Annotated in this window: 15 protein-coding genes; 7 read left to right on the forward strand and 8 right to left on the reverse strand. The window is 68.3% G+C overall.

Annotation, left to right across the window (positions count from 1 at the left end; genetic code table 11):
• The first annotated feature begins 101 nt into the window (after window positions 1-101).
• The 3 genes from SB751_RS19525 to SB751_RS19535 are packed head-to-tail and all read left to right on the forward strand — an operon-like array spanning window position 102 to window position 2863.
• Window positions 102-1463 (forward strand): acyclic terpene utilization AtuA family protein, encoded by a 1362-nt coding sequence (locus SB751_RS19525; protein ID WP_410748303.1) that lies wholly within the window; start codon window positions 102-104, stop codon window positions 1461-1463.
• Between the two features lie 12 nt (window positions 1464-1475).
• Window positions 1476-1826, forward strand: a complete 351-nt coding sequence (locus SB751_RS19530; protein WP_144201147.1) for a hypothetical protein — start codon at window positions 1476-1478, stop codon at window positions 1824-1826.
• A 59-nt stretch (window positions 1827-1885) separates the two neighbouring features.
• Complete coding sequence (locus tag SB751_RS19535) at window positions 1886-2863, forward strand: Bug family tripartite tricarboxylate transporter substrate binding protein (protein WP_250025713.1); 978 nt, start codon at window positions 1886-1888, stop codon at window positions 2861-2863.
• Window positions 2864-2937: 74 nt separating this feature from the next.
• Here SB751_RS19535 and SB751_RS19540 read toward each other — a convergent pair whose 3' ends face one another.
• A complete protein-coding gene (locus tag SB751_RS19540; RefSeq protein WP_313819024.1) occupies window positions 2938-5034 on the reverse strand; it encodes a ParB/Srx family N-terminal domain-containing protein in 2097 nt (698 codons plus the stop codon).
• A gap of 151 nt (window positions 5035-5185) precedes the next feature.
• Between SB751_RS19540 and SB751_RS19545 the strand changes: the two genes are divergently transcribed.
• Window positions 5186-5914, forward strand: a complete 729-nt coding sequence (locus SB751_RS19545) for an NADPH-dependent F420 reductase (protein WP_144201151.1) — start codon at window positions 5186-5188, stop codon at window positions 5912-5914.
• 34 nt (window positions 5915-5948) lie between these two features.
• Here the strand turns inward: SB751_RS19545 and SB751_RS19550 are convergent, their stop codons facing one another.
• Window positions 5949-6338, reverse strand: coding sequence for a GNAT family N-acetyltransferase (locus SB751_RS19550; protein ID WP_092294295.1), 390 nt, complete (start codon window positions 6336-6338; stop codon window positions 5949-5951).
• Window positions 6339-6561: 223 nt separating this feature from the next.
• On the opposite strand from SB751_RS19550, the gene SB751_RS19555 reads away from it, so the two are divergent.
• Window positions 6562-8052, forward strand: a complete 1491-nt coding sequence (locus tag SB751_RS19555; protein WP_144201153.1) for an AMP nucleosidase — start codon at window positions 6562-6564, stop codon at window positions 8050-8052.
• Window positions 8053-8092: 40 nt separating this feature from the next.
• Here SB751_RS19555 and SB751_RS19560 read toward each other — a convergent pair whose 3' ends face one another.
• Window positions 8093-8737 carry an OmpW/AlkL family protein gene (locus SB751_RS19560; protein WP_211943588.1) on the reverse strand — a complete coding sequence of 215 codons (645 nt, stop codon included), beginning with the start codon at window positions 8735-8737 and terminating at the stop codon, window positions 8093-8095.
• A gap of 323 nt (window positions 8738-9060) precedes the next feature.
• Complete coding sequence (leuA, locus tag SB751_RS19565; protein WP_410748304.1) at window positions 9061-10755, reverse strand: 2-isopropylmalate synthase; 1695 nt, start codon at window positions 10753-10755, stop codon at window positions 9061-9063.
• 459 nt (window positions 10756-11214) lie between these two features.
• Here leuA and SB751_RS19570 point away from each other — a divergent pair, with 459 nt between their 5' ends.
• Window positions 11215-12612, forward strand: coding sequence for a hypothetical protein (locus tag SB751_RS19570; protein WP_144201161.1), 1398 nt, complete (start codon window positions 11215-11217; stop codon window positions 12610-12612).
• 217 nt (window positions 12613-12829) lie between these two features.
• Here the strand turns inward: SB751_RS19570 and SB751_RS19575 are convergent, their stop codons facing one another.
• From SB751_RS19575 to SB751_RS19590, 4 genes are all read right to left on the reverse strand, one after another.
• A complete protein-coding gene (locus tag SB751_RS19575) occupies window positions 12830-13144 on the reverse strand; it encodes a DUF6587 family protein (RefSeq protein WP_144201163.1) in 315 nt (104 codons plus the stop codon).
• 42 nt (window positions 13145-13186) lie between these two features.
• On the reverse strand, window positions 13187-15052 hold the full coding sequence (gene feoB, locus SB751_RS19580) for a ferrous iron transport protein B (protein WP_211943586.1): 1866 nt from the start codon (window positions 15050-15052) through the stop codon (window positions 13187-13189).
• Window positions 15053-15089: 37 nt separating this feature from the next.
• Window positions 15090-15392 (reverse strand): ferrous iron transport protein A, encoded by a 303-nt coding sequence (locus SB751_RS19585; RefSeq protein WP_144201167.1) that lies wholly within the window; start codon window positions 15390-15392, stop codon window positions 15090-15092.
• 296 nt (window positions 15393-15688) lie between these two features.
• Window positions 15689-16582 carry a LysR substrate-binding domain-containing protein gene (locus tag SB751_RS19590; RefSeq protein ID WP_144201169.1) on the reverse strand — a complete coding sequence of 298 codons (894 nt, stop codon included), beginning with the start codon at window positions 16580-16582 and terminating at the stop codon, window positions 15689-15691.
• 92 nt (window positions 16583-16674) lie between these two features.
• On the opposite strand from SB751_RS19590, the gene SB751_RS19595 reads away from it, so the two are divergent.
• On the forward strand, window positions 16675-18483 hold the full coding sequence (locus SB751_RS19595; protein ID WP_410748305.1) for an acyl-CoA dehydrogenase family protein: 1809 nt from the start codon (window positions 16675-16677) through the stop codon (window positions 18481-18483).
• Window positions 18484-18491 lie beyond the last annotated feature (8 nt).

Here is an 18491-nt window from a genome sequence, read left to right on the forward strand (position 1 = left end):
TTATCCACAGAACCGATAGATTAATCCAAATGATCTGTTTGATGGTGGGACTGGCGGGGCCTAGAATCGGATCGCCTTCTCCCCTCTTTCCGCGATCGCCCATGACTGCTCCCCTGCTGATCGGCTCCGGCGCCGGCTTCTCCGGCGACCGCACCGATGCCGCCCTGCCCGTGGTGCGCACGCTGATTGCCGCCGGTGGCCCGGCGGCGCTGATTTTCGAGACGCTGGCCGAACGCACGCTGGCGCTGGCGCAACTGGCGCGGCGCAGCGATCCCGAGCACGGCTACGAGCCGCTGCTCGACCAGCTCCTGACGCCCGTACTCGGCCTGTGCCTGGCCAACGGCATCCCCATCGTCGGCAACTTTGGCGCGGCCAACCCGCGCGCGGCGGCGCGGCGCATCGGCACGCTGGCGGCGCAGCTTGGGCTCGAAGCGCCCCGCGTGGCCGTGGTGGAGGGGGACGACCTCTCGCACGACGCCGGCCGCGCCGTGCTGCGCGGCATCGTGGGCCCGTCCTTCCCGGAAGCGCGCTTTGTCTGCGCCAACGCCTATATCGGCGCGCGCGGCATTGCCGATGCCCTGCGCGACGGCGCGCAGGTCGTGGTCTGCGGCCGCGTGGCCGACCCCGCCCTGGCCGTGGGGCCGGCCATGGCGCACTTCGGCTGGGCCTGGGACGACTGGGACCGCCTGGCCGCCGCCACCATGGCCGGCCACCTGCTCGAATGCGGCGCCCAGGTCAGCGGCGGCTACTTTGCCGATCCGGGCATGAAGGACGTGCCGGACGTGCACGCGGTAGGCTTTCCCATCGCCCAGCTCGACGCCGACGGCGGCATCGAGATCTTCAAGGCGGCCAACACTGGCGGCTGCGTGGACCTCCGCACGGTGAAGGAGCAACTGCTGTACGAAGTCCACGATCCGAGCGCCTACCTGACGCCGGACGTGGTGGCCGACATCGGCGCCGTGACCGTGTCCCAGATCGGCCCGGACTGCGTGGCGGTGCGCAACATCCACGGCCACCCCCGGCCCGAGCAGCTCAAGGCCAACCTGTTCTATCAGGGCGGATGGTTCGCCGAAGGCGAGATTTCCTACGCGGGGCCCAACGCGGCGGCGCGCGCCCGGCTGGCGGCCGACATCCTGCGCAAGCGGATGCAGGGCCTCGGCCACGATGTGCCGATTCGCTTCGACCTGATTGGCGTGCTGAGCGTGTTTGCCGACGATGGCGGCGCCATGCTGGCGGCGCCCCAGCCGGGCGAGGCCGCCGCGCAGGACGTGCGCCTGCGCGCCGCGCTTGCCCACGAGGACAAGGCGGTGGCCCAGACGCTGCTGCGCGAGGTCAACGCGCTCTACACCTGCGGCCCGGCCGGCGGCGGCGGCGTGCGCACCGCGCTGCGGGCGCGGCTCAATGCGATGTCGTGCCTGGTGCCGCGCGATGCGGTGTCGCCCACCCACGTCCTCGTTGCCTGACCGGAGACCGCCATGACTGCCACCGCTACCGCCCCGCTCTACCAGTTTGCCCACGGCCGCACCGGCGACAAGGGCGACCGCTCCAACATCAGCGTCATCGCCTACGACGCGCGTGACTTCGATCACCTCGTGACCCATGTGACCGAAGACGCCGTGCGGGCCCTGTTCGCCCACCGCCAGCCCACGGCGGTGATGCGCTACGTCGTGCCGTCCATCCAGGCGATGAATTTCGTCATCGATGGCGTGCTCGACGGCGGCGTCAACGACGCCCTGAATCTCGACACGCACGGCAAGGCGCTCGCGTTCCTGCTGCTGGGCCTGCCGATTCCCGTGCCGCCGCGCCTTTGCGTTGGCACTTCCTGATCGATTTTTCGCTTCCTTCCTGATCCAGCGACCTCTTACAACAAATCGAGGAGACAACGATGTACGGATTCCGCAGCCCGCTCACCCCGCTTACCCTGGTCGCGCTTGCCTGCCTGGCCCTGCCGGCCGGCAGCGCCTGGGCCGACTACCCCGACAAGCCGATCCGCTTCGTCGTGCCGTTCGCGGCCGGCAGCGCCACGGACCAGCTCGCGCGCGCCGTGGGCCAGGCCGTTACCGTGGACAGCAAGGTCACCGTGGTGGTGGACAACAAGCCCGGCGCCAACGGCTTCATCGCCGCCAGTGACGTGGCCAAGGCCAGCCCGGACGGCTACACGGTGCTGATCACCACCAACACCACCCACGCCGCCAACGAGCACCTGTTCAAGAAGCTGCCCTACGACCCCGTGAAGGACTACGTGCCCGTGACGGCGCTGGGCCGGGGCGGCCAGATCATGGTGGTGAACCCGCAGGTGCCGGCCAAGACCGTGGGCGAGTTCATCGCGCTGGCCAAGAAGGAGCCGGGCAAGCTGAGTTTCGGCAGCGGCAGTTCGTCGTCGCGCATCGCGGGGGAGCTGTTCCAGCAGATGGCCAACGTGCAGCTGCTGCACGTGCCGTACAAGAGCAATCCGCTGGCGATTACGGACCTGCTCGGCAACCAGATTCAGATGATGATCACGGACACCGCCACCGGCCTGCCGCAGGTGAAGTCGGGCAAGCTGCGCGCGCTGGGCGTGTCGGGCAAGGCGCGCTCGCCGCTGGCGCCGGACGTGCCGACCATCGACGAGGCGGGGGTGAAGGGCTACGAGATGAGCTACTGGTTCGCGGCCTACGCACCGGCCGGCACGCCGCCGGCGGTGGTGACCAAGCTCAACCAGCTGCTGGTGAAGGCGGCGAAGAGCGACACTGCGTCCACGTTCTATCAGTCAACCGGCACCGAGGTATTCACGAGCACGCCGGCCGAACTGGCCAAGTTCCAGGGCCAGGAATCGGCCAAATGGGGCCGGATCATCAAGTCGGCGAACATCCAGCCGGAGTAATCGGCTCACGCAGAAACGGGTACGCCCGATGTTAAAAAAGACGCCCGCCATCGCAGCGGGCGTCTTTTTTTGCCTTACGGCTTCAGCCCCAGCCCCTGCCCCAGCCCCTGCCGGTACGCCACCGCGTACGGCAGCTTGCCGGGCTTGGTCGAACCCACCGGCTGCGAGAGCGCGGTGAACTCGGTTTCGTTCAGCGTGGTCAGGCCGCCCAGTTGCGCGGCGGTCTTGCCGTTGCTGACCACGGCGTCCGGCGCCAGCGCCACCATGGCGGCCGAGGCGCGGTGCACGGCGTCGAGGTAGCTCGCGGTGTCGTCCAGGTTGACTGTCTTCAGGCCCACCACGCCGCGCAGCCAATCCCCCCAGTAGAACTCGGTGAACTCGGTGGCGTCGGTCGGCTGGCTGTAGCCGATGTCGCGCGTGAAGTAGACCAGCGCGCGATACGGGTCGTTGCCGAGGCCGTTCTTGAGGCCCAGCGCGCGCGGCAGGTCAGCCGGGTAGGTCGGCAGGTTGGCGCCGTCCTTCGACCAGATCAGCTTGCGCTCGCGCAGGGTGCGGAAGAACGTGGCGCGGTTCAGCGTGGACAGGTTGTCCTGCACGCGGATCCACATCTTCGACTGCGCGCCGCCCGTGTCGGCGTCCCAGATCGACGTGAACGAGTGGTGCCCGTCGGTCAGGTACGGCTCGCCGTACGGCCCCACCACCAGCGTCTTCATGTCGGCCGGCTTGTTGCCGACCGCCTTGGTGCAGGTGAAGGAGGCGAGGTCGCTGAGGCGGGACGTGGCCGCATCCCAGGTGCTGGTCTTGCTCTGGCCGTTGGTCTCGCAGGCGTCGTCGAACTTCTTGATCGGGTCCGCGGCGTAGCGCCCGAGCTTGTAGTAGATCTGGTCGCGGCCGATGGCCGGCTGCGTGGGGCGCAGATCGGCCAGCGTGACGAGGATGTTCTGCCCTGCAGTGGCCGACAGATAGGTCGAGACCGGCGTCGGCGTGGCCATCGGCGCGCACACGGCGGGAAGCTGTCGCGTGCTGCCCGGCACCTGCCGGAGCTGGTACGCGAGGTTCTTGCTCACCGGCAGCCAGGTCAGGCCGAGCGATTGGGACTGGCCGGCCACGGTGGCCTGCCACGTGCCCGAGACCAGCCCGTTGGCGGCGGCCCCGCCGGCGCGGTTGTAGGCCAGCGTCACGTCCACGGGGATGTTGTCCGCGGCGAGCGTGGTACCGGCCACCGAGACGATGTTGCGGCGCGTACGGCCCGTGGCGGCGTTGCTGTCGTCGAGTTCCGGCTCGGCGCAGACCCAGTCGCCATCGATGCCATTGGCGGCGACGGCCGCGGCCGTGCGCATGACCCAGCTACCGGTGGGCGCCGTGGCGCTGGCGCCGGTTTCATCGACGAACAGCGCCACCTGACCCTGCTGGCGGCCTACGAACAGGCGGCCGACCGTGCTGCCGCCCAGCGTCAGCGCGAAGGCGCCGGGATAGCGCGACTGGTCGGTATCGGCCGCCAGCTTGCCCGACTGGCCACCGGCGCAGTCGGCGCTATAGCCCAGCCCGGCGCAGACGCGCACGCTGCCATCCGCGCCGATATTGAGCTGGCCCGCGCTGGCGGCATCGCCGGTCTGGCGCAGGTAGCTGTAGGTGCCGGCGATGTCGGCCAGCTGCGCGCCACGGTTGCCGGCCGAGATATAGCCCTGCAGCAGGGCGCCGTTGCCGGCCTTGACGTTGGGCACCTGGCCCAGCGCGCCGGAGAGCACGCCGTCGTCGAGCGTGAAGCGGAAGGTGATGGAGGCGGCGGCGGCAGCCAGTGCTGCCGGCACGTCGGTGCCGCTGGCGGCGAGGCCGGTCACGCGGTAGGTGCCGTCTTCCAGCACGTACTGGCCCACCAGCGCCCCGGCCAGGCCGAAGCGGGAATCGAGGAAGCGCAGGGTGAGCTGGCCGGCGGCGGGTTTGTCGAGTTCGACGGACACCGTGTCACCAAAGCTGACCGCGCCGACATACAGCGATCCGCCCGACAGCGGCTGCACCGACGCCGGCTGCGTGGTGCCGCCATTTCCGCCGTTGCCACCATTGCCGCCATTCGCGGCGCTGCCGTTGTCATCGTCGCCGCCGCAGGCGCCCAGCGCCAGCGTGGCCGAGATCAGCACGGCAAAGGCTGCCTGCCTGGTCCTCTTTCCCATGATTTCCCCTGTTCGTTGTTGTTGTCGATAAGTGCCGAGGGCGGCACGTAGTCGCGCGCCAGTCTAGGCAGCGGCTGTGACACTCCCATGACAGCGCCGGTGGCGTGGATTTCGCCTAGAGTGGCTAGATCGGAACCGCTGGAGCGATGCGATGGGCTACGAATCGACAGGCATGCACCGGGGCCGGCGCAGGGTGCTGGGGGTGATGGGGCTGGTGGCCGTGGCAGGCGCGCTACCGGCGATGGCGCAGCAGCAGGCGGCCAAATCGAAGATCGGCGTGATTGGCTCGGGGCGCATCGGCGGCACCGTGGGCGGCCTGTTCGTCAAGGCCGGGCACCCCGTGATGTTCTCCTCGCGCCACCCGGAGTCCCTGAAGAGCCTGACCGATTCGCTCGGCCCGCTGGCGCAGGCCGGCACGGTGGCGCAGGCGGTGGCCTTCGCCGATGTGCTGCTACTGGCCGTGCCCTACGGCGCCGTGCCCGAGGTGGGCCAGCAGAATAAGTGGCAGGGCAAGATCGTGCTCGATGCCACCAATGCGGTCTCGCCGCGTGACGGTGCGATCGTGGAGGAGGTGAAAGCCAACGGCATCGGCGCGACCACGGCCAAGTACCTGGCCGGCGCGCGGATCGTGCGCGTGTTCAACTTCACCGGTGCAGGGGAATTCGCCCGCGAGAGCCATCGCCAGGGCGCGCTGATGGCGGTGCCGATGGCCGGCGACGACGCAGCCGCACTGGCCGTGGCCGCGCAACTGGTGCGCGAGGCAGGGTTCGAACCGGTGGTGGTGGGCGGCCTGTCGACGGCAGACCGCTTCGCGCCGGGTGGCAAGCTGTTCCGCCAGATGGGATCGGCGGACGCTTTCCGGCGCGCGATGGCGGAGTGACAGTGGTGGAGTAACGGCCAGGGCGTGAGGAAAATCAGCGCCGCCGCCACTCCATGGCGACCATCGACGGGGCAAAGCCGAGTTGGCCGAAGAAGGCGGCTTCCGAGGAGCGTGCCGCGCGCAACACCCAGACGATGTCGGGATCATTGCCCATGACCTGGCGCACCAGCGCCCGGCCGATGCCGCGCCGGCGGTGCTGCGGCGCCACGGCCACCATCGAGATGTAGCCGTTGGCGATGTCGTCGCACAGCGCCCGGGCGAAGCCGATCACCTCGCCTTTCTCCACGGCCACGGCCACGCGTTGGGAATTGGCGATCAGTTGCGCGAAGCGTTCCGCATTGCCGACCTGTTGCTCCCAACCGTTGGCGGCCAACAGACGCCTGGCCGCCTCGATCTCTGCGGGCAACGGGTTACGGATTTCCATCGACGGCTCCTCCTGCCAGATACCATGTCGCGTGCCGTACCCCCAACCAAAGTGGGGAGCGCAGCGGCGTTTGCGCCACGAAGCTGCGATGTGCGGCGCGAATGGCGACAGAGTGTAGCGAAGCGGATGTGGATGCGTCAAACAATGCACGGTGCAATGCGCACAAGCGTTCGTATTCCCACGCAACGCGATCGAATGCCGCCACGGCGCGATGCCGCGCGGTATGATGGTTGCCATGAACGCCTCGATCTTCTCTTCCGCCCATCCGGCCGATCAGTTGGCCGAGTTCTCTGACGCGGACAGCGCGCTGGCGCGCATTCGCGAGATCTACGACGGCTCGGTCGCCGCCGTGCGCGCGCGTTTCGACGCCTTCGCGCAGGGCAAGCCCCTCCCATCGGCGGCCCACGCGTGCTACCCGTACCTCGGCATCTCGGTCAACCTCGAAACCATGGTGACCGACAGCCGCCCTTCGTGGGGTACGGTAGCCTACCCCGGCGTCTACGGCACCACGGTCACGCGGCCGGACCTGCTGTGCGACTACTACCGCGACCAGATCGAGCGCCTGATGCGCTATCACCGCGTGCCGGTGGTGGTTGGCCTGTCGCGCCGTCCAATCCCGTTGCCGTTCGTGATCGAAGCCTCGACCACCGACATCAGCTACACCCAGGCGCGCGAGCTGGAAGCCTCCTTCGTGCTGCCCGAGCTGAGCCGCATCGACGACTCCATCGCCAACGGCACCTACGAGCCCACGCCGGGCGAGGCCTGGCCGCTCTCGCTGTTCTCCGCGGAGCGCGTGGACCTGGCCCTGCAGCGGCTCTACCACTACACCGGCACGGCGCCGCAGCACTTCCAGCGCTTTGTCCTGTTCACGAACTATCAGCGTTATGTCGATGAGTTCGTGGCGCTGGGCCGCTCGCTGATGTCCGGCGATGGCGGCGACGGCTACGTGCGCTTCATCGAACCGGGCGACGTGACCCAGAACCTTGGCGACAGCGAACCCGACGACGCCACCCGCCCGCGCGCGCTGCCGCAGATGCCGGCCTACCACCTCGTGCGCGAGGACAAGCTCGGCGTCACGCTGGTCAATATCGGCGTCGGGCCGTCGAACGCGAAGACGATGACCGATCACCTCGCCGTGCTGCGTCCGCATTGCTGGCTGATGGTGGGCCACTGCGGCGGCCTGCGCCGCTCGCAGCAGCTTGGCGACTACGTGCTGGCCCACGCCTATGTGCGTGATGACCACGTGCTCGACCACGACCTGCCGCCATGGGTGCCCGTGCCGCCGATCGCCGAGATCCAGGTGGCGCTGCAGGAAGCCGTCGCCCGCATCACTGGCCTGTCCGGCAACGAGATGAAGACGCGCATGCGGACCGGGACGGTGGTGTCGACCGATGACCGCAACTGGGAGTTGAAGTCGAAATCGCTCTATGCGCGCTTCAACCAGTCGCGCGCGATCGCCATCGACATGGAAAGCGCGACGGTCGCCGCCAATGGCTTCCGGCTGCGCGTGCCCTACGGCACGCTGCTATGCGTGTCCGACAAGCCCTTGCATGGGGAGTTGAAGCTGCGCGGCATGGCCAATACGTTCTATCGGCAGCGCGTGAGCCAGCATATGACGATCGGCCTCGAGGCGATCCGTATCCTGCGGGAGAACGGCGTGGAAGAGCTCCACTCGCGGAAGTTGCGCAGCTTCGACGAGCCGGCCTTCCGCTGAGGCTTGCCACCCCGCTCCGGGCGGAGCGGGGCGTCCAACATCAGAACCGGTAACCCACGCCGGCGCTGAACAGCCACGGATCGAGCTTGACCGTGGAAACCTTCACGCCGCCGGCATACACGTTGCTGGAGATCCACACCTTCTTGGCGTCCACGTTCAGGAACCAGTTCTTGGTGAGCTTGTAGTCCATGCCGATCTGCAGGGCCGGGCCCACGCTCCAGCGGTCCAGGTTCAGCGTGTTGCCGGCGATGTCCGCGCCGTAGATGCGCGTGGCGTTCACGCCCGCGCCGATGTACGGCCGGAACGTGCCGTTCGGGATGAAGTGGTACTGGAGCAGCAGGCTGGGCGGCAGGTGCTTGAACGTGCCGATCTTCTGGCCATCGAGCGAGACGTCCTGCTTCTGCGGAATCGTCAGCACCAGTTCGGCGGCGATGTGCGGCACGATGAAGTACGTGATGTCGACTTCCGGAATCCACTTGTTGTTGACGTGGATGCGGTCCGACGCGCCCACGCCGCCCACTGGATCAGACTTGTTGGACATGTCGAGGAAGGTGCCGCGCATGCGGACCATCCAGTTGCCCTGGGCTTCCTCGGCAGCCATGGCTGGGGCCGCGAACGCGGCGGAGGCCGCCAGCGCGGCCAGGGTGGTGCAGAGTGTCTTGCGAGTGAGGGAGAAGTTGGTCATGTTGGTATGCACAGGCGAGGAAAAACTGTGCGGCCAGTGTGGCCTTTGCCTCCCATCCCCATCTTGACCCAGCGCAAGTTGCGCGGCCCCGCGTGGCGGCCGCGCGACAGCCGATGATCCCGGGCGTCTGCCCGCTCCCGTTCTATTTACATGCGGATTTATTCGTGGCGCCCGCGTGGCGCGGCCCGTACGCTGTGCGCACGTGGTGAATGCATCGCGCATGTCGTGGGCGTCCGCAAGGACGTCTTTCCGGGTGTGCCCCGTGGGGGCGGGGCACACCGGTTTTCTCCACGGCGGCGGGGCGCAGTTGGCCTCGCTCCGCCTCAGGCGGCCTGCGCTTCCTGGCTGGCGCGCCCGATGTGCCGGTTCACGCCGCACACTACCGCGCGCAGGGACGCCGTGACGATGTTCGCATCCACACCCGCGCCGAAGCCCGTGGGCGAGTCGCCGACGCGCACTTCCACATAGCAGGCCGCGCGCGCATCGGCGCCGGCGGTCAGGGCGTGCTCGTGGTAGTCCATCACTCGCACCGGCAGGCCCAGGCCGCGTACGAAGGCGTCGACCACGGCATCGATCGGGCCGTTGCCCGCGCCGCGCGCCCGCACCGGCTGGCCATCGCGTACCAGTTCCACCTCGATCTCCACGCTGGCGTTGCTGGCCTCGCTCGTCGAGACCATGCGATGCGAGACATAGTGCAGCGGCGCGTCCACGTCGAGGTACTCGCGCCGGAACAGCGCGTAGAGGTCGTCGGCGCTCGCTTCCAGGCCGGTTTCATCGGTCATCGCCTGTACGGCGCGGCTGAATTCGATCTGCAGCCGGCGCGGCATAAAGATGCCGTGCGCCTGCTCGAGGAGGTAGGCCATGCCGCCCTTGCCGGACTGGCTGTTCACGCGGATCACGGCGTCATAGCTGCGGCCGAGGTCGGCCGGGTCGATCGGCAGGTAGGGCACTTCCCAGATCGCGTCCGGCTTCTGCTGGGCGAAGCCCTTGCGGATGGCGTCCTGGTGCGAGCCGGAAAACGCCGTGAAGACGAGATCGCCAACGTACGGATGGCGCGGGTGCACGGGCAGCTGGTTGCAGTGCTCCACGCACTGGCGCACTTCGTCAATATCCGAGAAATCGAGTTCCGGCGCCACGCCCTGGGTGTAGAGGTTCAGCGCCAGCGTGACCAGATCGACGTTGCCGGTGCGCTCGCCGTTGCCGAACAGGCAGCCTTCCACGCGGTCCGCGCCGGCCATCACGGCCAGCTCGGCGGCGGCCACGGCGGTGCCACGATCATTGTGCGGATGCACGGACAGCGCGATGTGCTCGCGCCGCGCCAGATGGCGATGCATCCATTCCACCTGGTCCGCGAACACGTTGGGCGTGCTGCATTCCACGGTGGTCGGCAGGTTCAGCACCATCGGGCGCGCGGCGGACGGCTTCCACACGGCCGAGACCGCGTCGGAAACCTCGAGCGAGAAATCGAGTTCGGCCAGGCTGAAGGTCTCGGGCGAATACTCGTAGGTCCAGGCGGTCTCCGGCATCGCATCGGTCAGTTCGCGGATCAGGCGCGTGCCGCTCACGGCCACCTCGCGGATCTCCTCGCGCGAGGCATTGAAGACGATGCGGCGCCACGCCGGCGCGATCGGGTTGTACAGGTGGATGGTGGCCTGGCGCGCGCCGCGTACCGACTCCACGGTGCGCCGGATCAGGTCCTCGCGCGACTGGGTCAGCACCACGATGTTCACGTCGGCCGGAATCCGGTCTTCCTCGATCAGCATGCGGACGAAGTCGAAATCGGTCTGCGAGGCCGACGGGAAGGCCACCTCGATCTCCTTCAGCCCCACCTTCACGAGTTGCTCGAAGAAGCGCAGCTTGCGTGCGGGGTTCATTGGCTCGATCAGGGCCTGGTTGCCGTCGCGCAGGTCGGTGCTCATCCAGCGCGGGGCGCGCGTGATCTGGCGCGACGGCCAGGTGCGGTCAGGCAGGTTGACGGTGGTGGCGGGGCGGTACTTGGCGGCGGGATTGCGCAACATGGGTGTTCTCCTTCCTCGCGGGAAGATGCGACAGGCAAAAATCAAAAAATCGGGGAAAAAACGGAAAAACGGTGGCGATAGACGGCTGCCGAACTGCCACGGGGCGCTAGGCCCGGCAACCGGTCGGTAGGTCTAGTAGCAGCGAGGAGGGGGATGCGGCCAGGCCGCGGCGCGACAGCCGGCCAGCCCGCGCCACGCACGCGCGCACGGCGGCATCGATGCGCAGAGCATCGGCGGCGTGGCGGAGGAGGAGGGCGGTAGCGTGCATCGTGCGCGAAAAGGGTAAGCCGTCAGCGTAGTCGAATTCCGCACTTGGCGTCAACCGCTTGCCGTAGACCGGGGATGACCTCATCCCGATATGTGGGGTGCCGCTCAGTCCTCTGGCCAGTACATCGGCTGGCGGATCGCGCCTAGTCTCCTAGCACGGGAACGGGACATTACAACAGAAGGGGACAAACCATGACGACAGGTCGATGGATTTCCTGGCTCGCCTGCGCGGCCACGGTGGCGCTGATGGCAGCCTGCGGCGGCGGCGGCGGGTCCAGTGGGGGAGGCACCACGCCAACGGGCACCACCGGCAATGGCGGTAGCGGCGGCAACGGCGGTAGCGGTGGGAATGGCGCGACGGCTGCCAAGTCGTACACGGTGGTAATGAGCCAGACGTCCGGCCAGGTCTCGGTGGGCAGCTCGATTTCGCTGACCGCGTCAGTGGTAGACAACAACGGCAACGACGTCACCGGCAACACCAGCTTCGTCTGGACCTCGTCGAACAGTTCGGTAGCGGCCGTGGGCAACGGTACGGTGCCGGGCAGCGGCGTGGTGACCGGCGTGGGTACCGGCACCGCCACCATCAGCCTGCTGGCCACCGTTACCGGCGCCAGCAACGCCACCACGGCGTTGCCGCAGGTCTCGGCCATCATCACGGTGGTCGCGCCCGGCACGCGTACCTACAGCCTGGCGCTGCCGTACCCGGTGTTGTCGATGACTGACGGCCAGGTGCTGCCCGTCACCGCGTCCCTGATCGACAGTGACGGCGCGGACCGCTCCACGGCCGGCAGCGGCTGGAACTGGAGCAGCAGCACGGCGGCCGTGCAGGTCACCGGCGCGGTCAACGTGGGCATGCTGCGCGGAGTGAATGCGTCCGATACCGTCGCGCAATCGGTGGTCTCGGTCTCGGTCACGGCGCCGGACAACTCGGTGCTGACCGGCGCCTTCCTGGTGTCGGTGGCCAAGGCCGGCGTGGCCAGCTACCGGTTGGTGCTGTCGCAGAACGGCGCCCAGATCAATGCGCTGAACGTGCTGAACGGCTATCCGCAGGTCTATGCGTCGAAGGTGGTGCGCAATGACGAGAGCGATGTCACGCCGGACTTCAACGGGCTCTGGACCTTCACCACGACCTCGCCGTCGCTGGCGGTGCTGCCGGATGGCGCCACGCGCCTGACCACGGTTAGCACAAGCCGGCCGAATGGTGCGTCGCCGCTGCAAAGCGTGCTCGCCGAGTTCGCCAGCAGCCTGACGCTGGCCGCCACGCCGCGCGCCACCCTGCTCGTCACCGAGCAGCCGACCTGGGCGCTGGTCTATAACGGTCCGCAGCCGCTGGTGGTGCCGCCGGGTATCGGGGCGACGATCGCGGTGCATCTGCTCCATCGCGGCATCGACGAAGGCATCTCGCCGTGCTTCGGCAGCTGGGCGTGGTCCACCGCCAGCAGCAATATCATCCTGAACCAGGTGGTCATCGCGCCGAACTCGGCATCGATCACGCCGCTCGCCAACGGGCCGTTCACGGTTACCGCGCGCTGCACGGCTGGGCCCGAGGCGATGCCCGTGTCGATCACGCTGGCCGGCGTGGTGCAGTAAATCGGCTGGACGACGAAACCCGCCGCGCTTCCCGCGCGGCGGGTTTTTCTTTGCCCGTTGCCGATGCGGGATGAGTGTGGGCGTACCCGTTTCTGCGTGGATCGGGCGGGCTGGGAAGGGCGAGCGTACCCGTTTCTGCGTGCAGAGATCCGGGCCTGGAAAGCAAAAACGGCGGTCGCCAGGACCGCCGTTCTTTGTCGGGATGTTCGCCGTGCCGTCAGGATTTGCGCACGAACCGGATGATCTGCTCGTTGTCCGGCGGGGCCGAGGCCGCAGATGACGTATTCGACCCGCACGTGCCGCAGCCGCTGTTCGTCTCGCATCCGGAGGCGCAACCCGCCGCCGCCTGCGGCGCCAGGCGCCGCGCCAGCCATCCGCGCCAGCCCGTTGCGGCGGCGCCGCCCAGGCGCACGGCCAGGGTCGCCTTCACGCGTTCGCGCGTGCGCGGCATGTAGCGGCCCGTCACGTGGACCGCGCAAGCCGTCACGATCAGCGCGACCACCAGGATTTCGAAGGCGTGATAGAGCGTCATGGCCGTTGGACCCAAGTCGGTGCCGCCAGTTTCAACCTCGTCTCAACCAAATGCCAACGCCGCGCGATATGTGACGAACGACGCGAGGTAGGCCAGCCCGGTCAGGTAGGCCGCAGAAGCCGCCATCACCGCCCAGGAATTGGTCTCGCGCCGGATCACCGCCAGCGTGGAAATGCACTGCGGCGCAAACACGTACCACGCCAGCAGGGACAGCGCCGTGGCCAGCGACCACTGCGCGGCAATCATCGGCGCCAGCTGCACGGCTACCGCGTCATCGCTGCCCGAGAGCGCATAGACCGTGGCGAGTGCGCCAACCGCCACTTCGCGTGCGGCCAGACCCGGTACCAGCGCGATGCAGATCTGCCAGTTGAAGCCGATCGGCGCGAACACGTGCTCCAGCGCGCGCCCCAGCATGCCGGCGAAGCTGTAGTCAATGGCAGGCAGCGTGGCGCCTTCCGGCGGCGACGGGAACGTGGCCAGGAACCACAGCAACACGGTCAGCGTCAGGATCACCTTGCCCACGCGCGACAGGAAGATCCGGGCACGCTCCCACAGGCCAATGGCGATGTCGCGCGGATTCGGAATCCGGTACGACGGCAGTTCCATCAGCAGCGGATGGTCGGTGCGGTCACGGCGGAAGAACTTGAGCACATAGGCCACCACCAGCGCGCTGACGATGCCCGCCACGTACAGCGCGAAAAGCACCAGGCCCTGCAGGTTGAACAGGCCCGCCACGGTGCGTTCGGGGATGAATGCGCCGATCAGCAGCGCATACACGGGTAGCCGCGCCGAGCAGGTCATCAGCGGCGCCACCAGGATGGTGGTCAGCCGGTCGCGCGGGTCCTGGATGGTCCGCGTGGCCATGATCCCCGGAATCGCGCAGGCGAAGCTCGACAGCAGCGGGATGAACGAGCGCCCCGAGAGCCCCGCGCCCATCATCAGGCGGTCCAGCAGGAACGCGGCGCGCGGCAGGTAGCCCGACTCCTCCAGCGTGAGAATGAAGAGGAACAGGATCAGGATCTGCGGCAGGAACACGATCACGCTGCCCAGGCCGGCGATCAGGCCATCGACGATCAGGCTGTGCAGCAGGCCTGCGGGCAGCCAGCCGCCCACGACTTCGCCGGCCAGGTGCACGCCGGCCTCGATGCCGTCCATGAGCGGCTCCGCCCACGAGAACACGGCCTGGAACATGAAGAACAGCAGCACGGCCAGGATGACGAGGCCGGCCACCGGATGCAGGATCACGCGGTCGAGTGCGTCATCGAGCCGGGCGGTGCGCGTCGGCATGGTCACGGCGGTGTCCAGCAGGCGCTTGACCTCGGCGTGCGTGTCCAGCTCGGACATCGCCTCCACGGACTGCGGCGGCACGGGCGGGGCCGGCGGCAGCACGCCGTCGAGCAGGTCGATCAGCGCCGCGGCGCCATCGCGCTTCACGGCCACGGTCTGCACCACCGGCACGCCAAGCGCCTGCGACAGCGCGTCGCGGTCGATCAGGATGCCGCGTTTCGCCGCGGCATCGCTCATATTGAGCACCACCACCATCGGCACGCCCAGCCGGCGCAGTTCCAGCACGAAGCGCAGGTGCAGGCGCAGGTTGGTGGCATCTACCACCGAGACGATCAGGTCCGGACGCGGCTCGCCGGGGCGCTGGCCCATGCAGACCTCGCGCGTGATCGCCTCGTCCAGGCTGGCCGCGTGCAGGCTGTACGCGCCCGGCAGGTCGAGGATGCGTACGCTGCGGCCGGCCGGCGAGACGAAATGGCCTTCCTTGCGCTCGACGGTCACGCCGGCGTAGTTGGCCACCTTCTGGCGGCTGCCGGTCAGGCGGTTGAACAGTGCGGTCTTGCCGCAATTGGGATTGCCCACCAGCGCAATGCGCAGGGCGGAAGGAGGTTGTGCGACGGACATGTTGGCAGGGGGTCCTGATCGGCCTGGGGCAACGCCCTCAGGCGATACGCTGGGCGGCGGGGGCGTCGGGCTGGGCCGCCGGGGCGATGCTTGAGACGGTGGCGCTTACCACATCCACGGTAATGCGGGCCGCTTCGGCGCGGCGCAGCGCAAAGCGCGTGAAGCCGACCTGCGCCACCAGCGGGTCTTTGCCGAAGGGGCCGAATGCGATGATCTGCACCGCTTCGCCCGGCACAAAACCGAGATCGCGCAGGCGGCGCGCGATGGGATCGTTCTGGGTGGCATCGTCCACCGATTTCACAACGGCGGCCGTGCGCCGGGGCAGTTCAGACAACCGCATAGGTTTCCAGTGCGCAGGCAGGATCACCGCCCCGCGTAGGTAAATAAAAATCGTTCTCGATTGTATAGCATTCGCGCGATTTCGGCGCCGATGCCGTGCCGGATTGCCGCGCAATCCTGGTGCGATCCCGGGGCCCCGCCCCGGTATTCGGCCGAATACCGCATTTGTGGTATTGGTCCGCCGGAAGGGGTGGCGCTATGCTTCAAACACGCTGAACACCCCGTTCCACGCGTACTTCAGCGCCACTGGTCCTTGGACCGGTGGCTTTTTCTTTGGCGCACATTGCGCACCGGATTCTAAACGCCGGCCTGCGCCGCGGCCAGCCGGATGGTGTCGACGAAATGGTCGCGTGCCGGATGATCAGGCGCCCGCTTCCACACGCAATAGACCTCGGACGGCACCGTGGCATCGGCCAGCGGCCGGAAGGTCGCCCCCGCCATGCCCGAGTGCGCAAGTGCCGCCGGCACCACAGCCACGCCCATCCCCTGCGACACCAGCGACACCACGGACAGCCAGTGGCGCATCTCGTGCCGCACCTGCGGATAGAAGCCCTGCGCCGCGCACATCTCGAAGATCCGGTTGTAGTAGTCGGGCGACGCCTTGCGCGAGAACAGCACGAAGGGCTCGCCGCGCAGATCGGTCAGCGCCACCTCGGCCCGCGCGGCCAGCGGGTGGCCTTCCGGCATGCAGCAGACAAAGGGCTCGCGATGGGCCAGCTCGGTGGCCAGTTCATCAGGCACCCGGCTGGTGTGGATGAAGCCCGCGTCGAGTTCGCCGTGTAGCAGGGCGTCGATCTGCTCCTGCGAGTTGAGTTCCGTCAACGCCACCTGGATGCCGGGGTAGCGGTGCTGGAACTCGTGCAGGCGCTGGGGCAGGCCCCGGTACAGCATCGACCCGACAAAGCCCACGCGCAGCCGGCCCACCGCGCCCGCCTCGATCTCCCGGGCGAGCTGGCGTGCCGACTCCGCCTGCGCCAGCAGCGCCGTGGCCGACTCCCTGAACGCCCGCCCCGCCGCCGTCAGCCGCACGCCCCGGCTGTCGCGCTCGAACAGCCGCGCCCCCACCGATGCCTCCAGCTGCTGGATATTGAGCGAAAGCGGCGGCTGGGAGATCGACAGCCGCCGCGCGGCGCGGCCGAAGTGCAGTTCCTCGGCCAGCACGAGGAAATAGCGCAGGTGACGGAATTCCATGGCGATATGAATTTTGTATGGATCAAGCCAATTTTAGAATTAGACACGAATCGTCGGCGTTCGAATAATGGACCCCAAACAAGGAGACAGCCATGCCGACCAGCGCCGCCCGGATTCCATCCGCTTCTTTGACCGATGCGCAGGATTCGTTCCGAGACATCGCCCATCCGGTGCCCGACCGGCACGGCACGAGCCTGTTCACGGCTGACCCGGACCTGCGCGCGCTGCTGCCGCTCTACCTGCCGGCCGACCTGTTCAATCACCTGCTGCCGCACCTCGAGCGCATGGGCGCGCTGGCAGGGGGCGTGCTCGATGAACTCGCCAATGTGGCGGATCACGCACCTCCGACGCTTTCTCATCGTACCCGCACAGGCCTCGATGCCCAGGCGATCCACAAGCACCCTGCCTATATAGAACTGGAGAAAGTGGCGTTCGCGGACTTCGGCCTCGCGGCGGCCTCTCATCGCGGCGGCGTGCTCGGCTGGGACAAGCCTATGCCGCCTGCGGCGAAGTACGCACTGACTTACCTCTTCGTCCAGGCCGAGTTCGGACTGTGCTGCCCGTTGTCGATGACGGACTCGCTGACCCGCACGCTGCGCAAGTTTGGCGACCCGGCGCTGGTGGAACGCTACCTGCCCAACCTGACCACGCAGGTTTTCGACGACCTGTACCAGGGTGCGATGTTCATGACCGAGCAGGGCGCCGGCTCCGACGTGGCGGCCACCGCCACGCGTGCGATTCGGGACGACAGCGTGGAGGGCGGCTGGCGGCTGGTAGGCGACAAGTGGTTCTGCTCCAACCCCGACGCCGCGCTGGCCATGGTGCTGGCCCGCATGGAGGAGCCGGACGGCACGGCCACACCGGGCATCAAGGGTGTCTCGCTGTTCCTGCTGCCGCGCACGCTGGCCGATGGCAGCGCCAACCACTATCGGATCATCCGTCTCAAGGACAAGCTCGGCACGCGTTCGATGGCCAGCGGCGAGATCCGGCTCGAAGGCGCGCACGCGTGGCTGGTGGGCGAGCCGGGCCGGGGTTTCGTGCAGATGGCGGACATGATCAACAACTCGCGGCTCTCCAACGGCGTGCGGGCGGCCGGGCTGATGCGCCGCGCGCTCACCGAGGGGCAGTTCATCGCCCGGGAACGGCGCGCGTTCGGCAAGCGGCTGGTGGACATGCCGCTGATGCGCCGCCAGCTGCTCAAGCTCACGCTGCCCACCGAGCAGGCCCGCACCATGGTGTTCCAGACCGCCGAGGCGCTGCGCCGCGCCGACGCCGGCGAGGCCGATGCCTACCCGCTGATGCGCGTGCTGACGCCGCTGATCAAATTCCGCGCCTGCCGTGACGCGCGCAAGGTCACCGGCGACGCCATGGAGATCCGCGGCGGCTGTGGCTATATCGAGGAATGGAGCGACCCGCGCCTCGTGCGCGATGCGCACCTGGGGTCGATCTGGGAGGGCACGAGCAACATCGTCGCGCTGGATGTGCTGCGCGCCATCCGCCGCGAGGGCTCGCTGCCCGTGCTCCAGGCGCATCTGGCCGGCCTGCTGGCCGATACGCCGATGCATGCCACGGCGCGCGCCACCTTCGAGCAGGCCATCGCCCGCGCCGCCGCGCTGGCCGCCCGCGCCGCCGAGGCCGGTGCCGAGGGCGACGTGCTGGCCCGGCAGGCCGCCTCCGCGCTGTACCACGTGACCAGCGCCGTGGCGATGGCGTGGGAAGCGGGCCGGATTGGCTCGGTCCGCCGCATGCGGCTGGCGCAGCTGGTGCTCGTGCACCGCGTGCTGCCGCAGGACCCGCTGGCCGGCGGCGCCGAGCCGGCATGGCTGGCCGAGACCGTCGCGCCACCCGAGGACGGTGCCATGCGCCCCGCCGGCCAACTCGACGAAATCAACGTGTTCTGACGTGTTCT

The sequence above is a fragment of the Cupriavidus sp. SIMBA_020 genome (genome assembly GCF_046535395.1).
GTDB classification, from domain to species: domain Bacteria; phylum Pseudomonadota; class Gammaproteobacteria; order Burkholderiales; family Burkholderiaceae; genus Cupriavidus; species Cupriavidus campinensis.